At 65.2% G+C, this 9667-nt stretch carries 7 protein-coding genes; 5 read left to right on the forward strand and 2 right to left on the reverse strand.

The window, feature by feature from the left end; translation table 11 throughout:
* Window positions 1-353 precede the first annotated feature (353 nt).
* Entirely contained in the window at window positions 354-569 is a 216-nt protein-coding gene (locus NKH41_RS33345; RefSeq protein ID WP_352468586.1) for a hypothetical protein, read from the reverse strand.
* Window positions 570-693: 124 nt separating this feature from the next.
* Between NKH41_RS33345 and NKH41_RS33350 the strand changes: the two genes are divergently transcribed.
* From NKH41_RS33350 to NKH41_RS33360, 3 genes are all read left to right on the forward strand, one after another.
* On the forward strand, window positions 694-1074 hold the full coding sequence (locus NKH41_RS33350; RefSeq protein ID WP_352516378.1) for a DUF1419 domain-containing protein: 381 nt from the start codon (window positions 694-696) through the stop codon (window positions 1072-1074).
* A complete protein-coding gene (locus NKH41_RS33355; RefSeq protein WP_352468584.1) occupies window positions 1071-1223 on the forward strand; it encodes a hypothetical protein in 153 nt (50 codons plus the stop codon). The genes NKH41_RS33350 and NKH41_RS33355 overlap by 4 nt, the downstream gene beginning before the upstream one ends.
* 133 nt (window positions 1224-1356) lie before the next feature.
* Window positions 1357-1845, forward strand: coding sequence for a hypothetical protein (locus NKH41_RS33360; RefSeq protein WP_352468583.1), 489 nt, complete (start codon window positions 1357-1359; stop codon window positions 1843-1845).
* 570 nt (window positions 1846-2415) lie between these two features.
* Here NKH41_RS33360 and NKH41_RS33365 read toward each other — a convergent pair.
* Complete coding sequence (locus NKH41_RS33365) at window positions 2416-3606, reverse strand: DUF1173 domain-containing protein (protein WP_352468582.1); 1191 nt, start codon at window positions 3604-3606, stop codon at window positions 2416-2418.
* Window positions 3607-3788: 182 nt separating this feature from the next.
* Between NKH41_RS33365 and NKH41_RS33370 the strand changes: the two genes are divergently transcribed.
* Complete coding sequence (locus tag NKH41_RS33370) at window positions 3789-8408, forward strand: strawberry notch-like NTP hydrolase domain-containing protein (RefSeq protein WP_352549791.1); 4620 nt, start codon at window positions 3789-3791, stop codon at window positions 8406-8408.
* Between the two features lie 12 nt (window positions 8409-8420).
* Window positions 8421-9458 (forward strand): DUF7146 domain-containing protein, encoded by a 1038-nt coding sequence (locus NKH41_RS33375; protein ID WP_352468580.1) that lies wholly within the window; start codon window positions 8421-8423, stop codon window positions 9456-9458.
* Window positions 9459-9667 lie beyond the last annotated feature (209 nt).

A 9667-nucleotide genomic window follows, 5' to 3' on the forward strand; every position in this document is an offset into this window, starting at 1 on the left:
CCCCCCCCCCCCCCCCCCACCCCCCCCCCCCCCGCCCCCCCCCCCCCCCCCCCCCCCCCCCCACCCCCCCCCCCGCCCCCCCCCCCCCCCCCCCCAAACCCCCCCCCCCCCCCCCCCCCCGGGCCCCCCCCCCCCCCCCCCGGGCCTGTTCCATTTCATGGAGATCGACATGTTCGACTGGAACAGAAGCTGCTCCTATGACGAGCAGCAGAAGAGACGTTTTCACACGACAGCCCGTTCACGGCTGAAGAAACTCGCTAACGAACTTGCCCTGCCGCAGGAAGCTTCGACCTGCGCTCGAACAAGGCGGGCATAGCCGTTTCCGGTGAAATTACCCTGCACCATCACCGCGCCTACATCCAGGTCGGCCAGTTCGGTTTGTCCTCAGGTCCGGCATCCTGATCCGCACCTGCAAGGACCGCAAGGACTATACCGGCGGGGCCAACCACTTCGTCGCGCTCGGCATGCTCGACGATATCCCGGCGCTCGCCGCCGCCGTCCGTGCCATCACCGGGGTTGGTCGAGACGCTTCGCCTTCCTCCGAACGACGCGCCGCCTGAACCCTGCAAACCCCATCATCGCCGGTGCACACGCTGGCCGCAGGCTCGGCCAGTCGACAGCCACAACATCACCAAGCACTTGCGACGACGCGGTTCATGCCGCGCGCGGCCGACCCGCGTTCAGGAGAACCCCATGACCGCACATCCACCCTTCAGGAAGGTGCTCGACGGCGTCGCCACCCGCGAGCAGATGTTCCAACTGTTCAGCCGACACAAAGATACTCCCGGCATCGATCTGCTTTCCGGCACTCCCTATTCAGGCGAGTGGTTCCAGATCACCGCGTCAGAATACCATTTCATGCTCGATTTGCTGCCGCCGCTCTTCAAGCGCACCGGCATGTTCGGCATGTCGGAGTTCAAGGCCGGCAACGTGACCAGCGTATTCTTCGCGATCCGGATCCGGGGCCGCGAACGCTGTTTTCATGGCTTTTGCGACCTCACGGATCGGCAATCCCCGGATACAAGATGCGCGCCGCAATCATCGCCCACGAGACCGGCGCGAGCGACAGCATGACCCGCGCGGAAAAGCTCGAGGCGATCTGGAACGCGACGCATCCCGACTTCAGGGGGATCGCCGGCGAGATCAATCCCCACACCTGGCCCGCGGACCACCGTGGCAAACGCGTCGTTCTCGTCAACAACGGTGGCCACGAACGATCCTGAAACTGCTCGAAGACCTGTCGGACGACGAGATCGACAGCCGCTTGCCGGCAACTCGCGCACGAGGCGCCAGGAGGGGAGGAGACAACGATGCGGACCCCCCGTAAACACCCGCCAGGGGCCGGCAAGGACACCTATGGCGTACTCGACCTACACCGCAAGCCCCGGTGCCCCAGATCGCCGCCAATACCGGCGCACGCCCCCAGGAGCGCTAACGGTCGCCGATCTCGTACGTCCCGGCGACACGGTCGCCACCTCCTACAGCACCGGCGGGGTCGTCATCGAGGTGGAAGAGCACTTCTATGCGGCGCCGACGGGCGAGACGCTGTCACACTTCACGATTGTCTATGTGCCGCCCGATCGAACTACAAGGTACCGCGATTCCGATCGTCGCTGGATCAACGAATGTGTCGCCATCGGCGACCGCATCCTAATGCTGTTCGAGGCCAACACGGACGAGGTCTTCGTCCTCAGCCGTGCCCGACCGTCCCAACCTCCGCGATCCAGAACCATCCCAGCCGATGGGCCTTTCCAAAGTAGAGTTCGAGCGCTGGCTGCCGAAGGCGATCGCGGCAGTCGAGAAGGCCAGGGCGATTATCGAAGAACGCCGCGACCCGCCGGATGACTCGCCATAACAGCTAACATCCGACTTGATCTTCGTCAGCTCCCGCGCCGTTTCCGCGTCGATCGCAGCGAGATCGAGATTTCCCTAGATCGAACGCTGCCGCGCGGATTCGCCACGCTTCTTCTTCACCTCGACGATGAAGGGTCGGCTCTGCCGCTTCATTTATTGCACCACCTTCGGATGGGAATCGGTCCGTTGCGGGATCGGGTCACATCTACGCTGGCCAAGGCCTATCGTCCACCCAACGCAACCATCGACCGCGGTGCCGCCCTGGACGGACGCCGATGCGAAAGCCAACTCTCCAGCGTCTCGCTCGCCGATGCAACGCGGGGTTCGGACAGCTCGAATGGCATGCCGAGTTCAACGCTGACAACGATCAGGCGCCCACTGTGCTTACGCCGCGGATCTTCGCAAACCCACAGCATGGTCACCGAAAAAGACGATCGCTGGTCACCCCTCACCATACCGTCATGGTCCAAGACAACGGGGATCCTTGTCCAACGCATGTCTGAATCGATGGCCGCCAATCGATTCACGGCATTGATGGAAATCTGAGATGTCGTTCCCAGCCTATGGAAGGGCCGGCATCTCCCCGTCACCGACCCGCCAGGTCCACGCACCCATCTCCGGCCGGTTCGCGACCATATCCTGCAACGAAGCCTCGAATGTTTCGTCCGCACCGGCGGGGACGACAAAGAGCGCGATCGGCTGCTGCCTGTTCTGGAGCAAAGCGTTGGCGATCGGCTGGTCGGTTTGCAGGTCGTAGCGCAATCCCTTCACGCTCTTCTCGCGAAGGCGGGCGAGCGCGTCGACCAGCCGCTTCTCCGGAACCGTCTCGTAAGGAATCCAGTTCTCGGACACCACCATCAACGCGACCTCCTCGACAATGGCGAGACCGGCCGGGTTCAATCCGAAGGTCGCGATCACTATCAGATGTGAGCTGGAATCTGCTCCCCACAGCGACAATTCTTTCTCGAAACGTACCGGCAAACGCCGATGTAATGCATCGTCGATGATGAAGGGAAAACCGGGCAGGTGCCTGATGACGAGTTTCTGACCGGAGCGGGCAGGAACAATCTCTTTCACCTCGCCGACCAGGACCAGCAGCTTTCGTGGGCCGGATTTCGGCGGGAGCGCAGGTGCAAGAACCGCATTGCGACGCTGCTCGATCGCTTCCTTGTTCTCGGCGCGAAATGGCTCGGGCACGAACAGGATATCCGCGAGCGGCCCGCCCCTCACCGTCATTTGCCCGGCAGCCTCGAGCAGATGCCAGCGGACATTCCACCAATGTCGCTTGCCAGCCCATCGGGATGTCCAGACCGTCAATTCGGCCTCGTGCCACAGATAATGGAGGAGGCCACGCAGCGACATCCTCCTGGGGTCGGCGGCTACACTGGCGGAGCTCTGGCCAGCAGGCGCGGACGCTGCCCGGCTCCCCGTCTTCGACAGGCTGAAATCGAGTTTCAAAGCCGCCAAGCCGCTTTGCGGATCGAGCTGTATCGCGCTGCCCATCAAGGCGCCCAGGCCGGACAGCTCGTAAGGCGATTCATATGAATCACAGGATGGATCATGCCCGCCGCCGCTCAGCGGCATGCGCTTGATCAGGTGAAGGTCGCCGATGCGGGCGATGTACATCGGGCAGCCCGGCTCGCGGCACAGGCATAGCGGACGCTCGGTGCGGGCATAGGCGTTCGCCAGCGCCGCCTGCAGGTCAGGCGCTGCCTCCTCGTAGACCTCACTGCCAATTCTGAACCGTCGCATCACCTCCGCAGCTCCAGGTCGCCGCCGCATCCCTGTGCGCGCATCAAGTCATGGGTTTGCGCAGAGCGCAACCCGTTTGTTGGATCGGCGCCAGAGGCAGAGGGGAGCGGGGAGAAGCGCGGCCCGGCTGGCGCGGAGAGAGTGCCGGCGCGGGCGCCTCCCCTCTCGCGAAGGACATCTCCATGAACATCGTTTCGACCACACCTGCCGTTGCGCGGACTGCCGCTCCCCTCGACGCGCCGACGCCGGCCTCCATCAACAACGCCCAGGCAATCTATCAAGCGGCAATGCGGCTTCTGCCTTTCCTCGAGCAGGGCAAGCCTGTCACCACCGCCGCACTGCGCACCGCCATGACGACAGGTTTTGGCGGCAGCGATGCGCAAGGGTTCTGGGTCTGGAAGGACGCCTATGAGGCGCTCGAAGTCGCCCAGGTGCTGTTCTTGCGCCGGTTCGGCCCTGCGATCCTGTCCCGGTCCACCACGCCCCAGGCAACGCTGGCGATGATCAAGCGCATCGCCGACCTTCTTCCCACCCATACGCGACGGTCCGACGAGAGCCAGGCCATGCAGCAGCTGTCGACGCCCTTGCCGCTTGCCTTCGTGACAGCGCACGCCGCGGCGATCGCATCTTGCGACCTCGTTCTCGAACCCTCGGCCGGCACCGGTCTGCTCGCCGTCCATGCCGAGATGGCGCGCGCCTCGATCGCCCTCAACGAGCTTGCCGCGACGCGGGCCGATCTCCTCGGCCTGCTGTTTGCGCGCATGCCCGTCTCTCGGCACGACGCTGCCCATATCGACGATCATCTCGAACCTGCGATCAAGCCGTCCGTCGTCTTGATGAATCCGCCCTTCACCGTCGGCGCCTATGTCGACGGCCATGTCGCCGATGCGGCATGGCGGCACCTCTCCTCCGCATTCGCACGCCTGCGTCCGGGCGGGCGCCTGGTCGCCATCACCGGCACCGGGCTGTCTTCGGAAAGCCCCAAATGGCGGCCGGCCTTCGAACGGTTGCAGCAGCAGGGCACCATTGTCTTCACCGCAGCGATCGACGGCCGTGTCTATGCCCGCCATGGCACCACCACTGAGACCCGCCTGACAATTATCGACAAGGTACCGGCCACCGACCCGACCGGCTTCATCCGGTCGCCCGGCAAGGCCGCAGATGTCGAAACGTTGCTCTCCTGGATCACGGATCTGCCGCCCCGGACACCGGGCGGCTTTCCGGATTCGATCGGCGCTCTGTCGCACGGGATCCTGAGGAAGGCAGCAGCGCACATGGGTGCCCGATCGGGGGCGAGAGCCGCACCCCTCGCTGTCTCAACGGCTGCTCCGAAGGCCATCCAACCGTTCCGCCCGATTGCGCAGGCGAAACCCGCCCGCCAGGTCAAGGCAAACAGCACGCCGGCGGTCCCCCTCGCCTATGAGCTACGCGACTGGATGCCGGAGGAGGGCGGCCGGCTCACCGACACGATCTACGAACCCTACGCGCTCCAGTCGATCGACATTCCCCGCGCAAAACCGCATCCGACGCCGCTCGTGCAGTCGGCCGCAATGGCCGCCGTGGCGCCGCCAAAACCTTCCTATCGCCCGCTTCTTCCTGATGAGATCATCGACGAGGGCCTGCTGTCGGACGCCCAGCTCGAAAGCGTCATCTACGCCGGCGAAGCCCATTGCGGCTATCTCGCCGGGACCTGGACGGTCGACGAAACCTGCGATGTCGTCTCGGCCGCGCCAGAAGGTGCTGCGAACGCTGTCCGCTTTCGCCGTGGATGGTTTTTGGGCGATGGAACCGGCTGCGGCAAGGGACGGCAAGTCGCCGGCATCATCCTCGACAATTGGCTGCAGGGCCGCCGCCGTGCAATCTGGATTTCCAAGTCGGACAAATTGCTTGAGGACGCTCAGCGCGATTGGGCGGCACTTGGCCAGGAAAAACTCCTCGTCCAGCCACTGTCGCGCTATCGGCAGGGCACGCCGATCCGCCTTGCCGAGGGCATCCTGTTCACGACCTACGCCACGCTCCGCTCGCAGGAACGGGGAGGCAAGAAATCCCGGATAGCCCAGATCCTCGACTGGGTTGGACAAGAGGCGAGGGCCGAAGGCCCGGCGGGGACTGGAGAGAAGCCGGCGAGGAGGGACGAATGCCCGACGGGGAACAGAGAAAACTCGGCGGGAAGGAACGAAGGCCCGACGGGGATTAAAGAAAGCCAGACAGGGATTGGAGAAAACCAGTCGGGGGCCAAAAAATCTTTCGATGGCGTCATCATCTTTGACGAGGCGCACGCCATGGCCAATGCCGCTGGCGGCAAAAGCGAGCGTGGCGACGTCGCGCCCTCGCAGCAGGGCAGGGCGGGGCTGCGGCTGCAGCACGCCCTTCCCGACGCGCGCGTCGTCTACGTTTCCGCGACCGGTGCGACCGCCGTCGAGAACCTCGCCTATGCGCAGCGTCTCGGCATCTGGGGCAGCGAGGATTTTCCATTCGCCAACCGAGCCGAGTTCGTGGCAGCAATCGAGGACGGCGGTGTCGCGGCGATGGAAGTGCTCGCCCGCGATCTCAAGTCGCTTGGCCTCTATACGGCGCGTTCGCTCTCCTATGACGGTGTCGAATACGACTTGCTCGAGCATGAGCTGACCGACGAGCAGATTCGCATCTACAACGGCTATGCGGACGCCTTCCAGGTCATCCACAACAACCTGACCGCCGCACTCGAGGCGACCAACATCACCAGTGAGTCCGGCACGCTGAACCGCAACGCCAAGGCGGCGGCGCGCTCGGCGTTCGAGAGCACCAAGCAACGTTTTTTCTCGCATTTGATTACCTCGACGATGACGCCGACCCTGATCGGCGCGATCGGACAGGATCTTGCCGATGGCCATTCGGCAGTCGTGCAGATTGTCTCGACGGGCGAAGCGCTGATGGAACGACGCCTTGCCGAGATCCCGACCGAGGAATGGTCGGACCTGCATGTCGACGTCACGCCGCGCGAGTATGTCGGCGGGTACTTGATGCACTCCTTCCCCACCCAGTTGTTCGAGGAATATTCGGACGCCGAAGGCTATGTCTGTTCGCGGCCTGTCCACGACGAAGATGGCAACCCGGTTCAATGCCGGGAGGCTGTTCGCCGGCGCGACGAGATGATCGAAAAACTCGCATCGCTGCCGCCGGTCGGTAGCGCGCTCGATCAGATCATCCATCACTTTGGCGCCGACACCGTCGCCGAGGTGACCGGCCGGTCCCGCCGCATCGTGAAGAAGACCGGCCGCGACGGCATCGACCGGCTTGCCGTCGAGAATCGCCCTGGCTCGGCCAATCTCGCCGAGACCCAGAGCTTTATGGATGACGAGAAGCGCGTGCTGATCTTTTCGGACGCCGGCGGTACCGGCCGTTCGTATCACGCCGATCTCGGGGTCAGGAACCAGAGGCTGCGCAAGCACTATCTGCTCGAGGCCGGCTGGCGCGCGGACAACGCCATCCAGGGTCTCGGGCGGACCCACCGCACAAATCAGAAGCAACCGCCGCTGTTCCGGCCCATGGCCGCCAATGTGAAGGCCGGCAAACGCTTCCTGTCGACGATCGCCAGGCGGCTTGACACGCTGGGCGCGATCACGCGCGGCCAGCGCCAGACCGGCGGGGCAGGGCTGTTCCGTGCCGAGGACAATCTCGAAAGCCCCTACGCGCGGGCCGCACTTCGCCAATTCTACATGCTGCTGCATCAGGGCAGGATCGAGGGCTGCTCGCTCACGACCTTCGAGACCGTGACCGGCCTGTCGCTGACGACTGACGAGGGCGGGCTGCGCGACGAACTGCCGCCGATCACGACCTGGCTCAATCGCCTGCTGGCGCTGCGCATCGAAACCCAGAACCTGCTGTTCGAGGTGTTCGAGCAGTTGATGGCGGCGAAGGTCGAGGGCGCGATCGCTGCCGGCTCCTATGACAAAGGTCTGGAGACGATCACGGCGGAGAGCATCGTCGTCACCGATCGCCGCACCGTCTACTCGCACCCGGTCTCGGGCGCGCAGTCGCATGTGCTGACCGTCGCGCGCAAGGACCGTACACGGCCGCTCAGCCTCGTCGACGCGCTGGCCATCGTCCGGGCGGAACCGCAAGCGGTTCTGTTGGTGAACACGCGATCGAACCGCACGGCGATCCGGGTTCCCACGGCGAGCCTGATGCTCGACGACGGAACCGTCGAACACCGAGTGCGCCTGCTGCGGCCGACGGACGAACTGCGCTTCGGTCTCGACGCCCTTGCCGAGACCCACTGGCAGCCCGCCGACCGAAAACTGTTCTGCGAGCTGTGGCAGGCAGAAGTCACCGCCGTCCCGGAGTTCACCACCAGCACCTTTCACATCGTGACGGGTCTGCTGTTGCCGATCTGGCGTCGGCTGCCGGATCATGATTGTCAGGTCTACCGGATCCAGACCGATGCCGGCGAACGCATCATCGGTCGTCACATCGCGCCGACTCTTTTCGCGACCATGTTGCGCAATCTGGGGTTCGACGATGTACCCAAGCTCGCGCCGGAAGATGCCTGGACCGGGCTTGTCGACGGACGGATCGGACTGCAACTCGCCGATGGCCTGATTCTGCGCCGCAGCCGCGTCATGAACGACTACCGTGTCGAATTGATCGGCTTCATCGATGCCATGGTTCCCCGGCTGAAGGCGCTGGGACTGATCGCCGAGATCATCTCCTGGAAGCTCCGGCTGTTCATCCCGACGACCGAGGAAGGGTCCTCCATCCTCGCCTCCCTCTTCGATCGCCACACGCTGGTTGGCGTCACCGACCGTACCTCGGCGGCTTGAGGGGAGGCGATCATGACCGCCTCGGCCTCCGAGCTGGCACGCCGCCTTGGCGATCATGCCGAGGCGGTGTGCCGCGAATATCTCTCCAAGGGCCATCGCTCGGGCAATTACTGGATGGTCGGCGATGTCCGCAACACACGCGGCCGTTCCATGCATGTGCGGCTCAAGGCGGTTGGCGGCAAGGCAGCCGGAAAATGGGTCGACGAGTCATCGGGAGAATATGGCGACCTGCTTGACGTCATCGAGCAGAGCTGTGGTCTGGTCGACTTCCGCGAGGTCGCGGATGAAGCACGTCGCTTCCTCTCCATGCCGCTGCCACCGCCCCAAGCTCCTGACGCGCGGCGCCAGCTAGCCGCGAAACGCGGCTCTCCCGACGCCGCGCGTCGCCTGTTCGGCATGTCCCAGCCGATCGCCGGCACGTTGGCCGAACGCTATCTTGCCGGCCGCGGCATTCTGCTCTCCCCACGTGAGCGTGCCCTGCGCTTCCATCCCGGCTGTTACTACAGAGATCTCGTAACGGGCGAGACGCGGACGCTTCCTGCGCTGATTGCCGCTGTCACCAACCTCAACGGGCAGACCACAGGCCTGCAACGCACCTGGCTCGATGCTTCGGGCAACGGCAAGGCGCAGCTCGCCGATCCCCGCCGCTCGCTCGGGCATCTTCTTGGCAACGCCATATGGCTCGGCCACCAGCCCGGTGCGCCCGTCATGGCCGCCGGCGAGGGGTTCGAGACGATGGCGTCGCTCCGGACGGTGATGCCGGCGCTGCCGGTTGCCGCCGCCACTTCGGCCAATCACCTCGCCGGCCTGACCTTGCCGCCTGGCTGCCGTCGCCTCTACATCGCGGCCGATGCCGATGCCGCCGGCCGGCACGGCATCGAGCGTCTCAGCCAGCGAGCCGGCGAAGCCGGGATCCTCGCCCTGGTGTTGCGGCCGCAGCTCGGCGATTTCAACGACGACCTGCGTCATCTCGGCCCGGCCCATCTCGCGGCATGGCTCAGTGACCAGCTCGTCCCGGAGGATGCCCGTCTCTTCCTGCCGCCCGGATGAATGGGTCGGGCCGGCACGCGGGCCGGCGCGGCGTCGCCGGACAGCCTGCAGACATGGCGGCGCTCCACCAGAGAGGCCGCGCCCGCGGCCTGCCCGAGAGGCGACCCCTGCCACGCCCCGGTCACGGCCGCAACGGCGGCGCCGTCCTCCGCTTGCGCTCCGGCCTTCGGGGCGGCCGCGGCCGGGGCGCGGCCGGGATGCGCTGTCAG

This window comes from Mesorhizobium sp. M1169 (genome assembly GCF_040318345.1).
GTDB lineage: Bacteria > Pseudomonadota > Alphaproteobacteria > Rhizobiales > Rhizobiaceae > Mesorhizobium.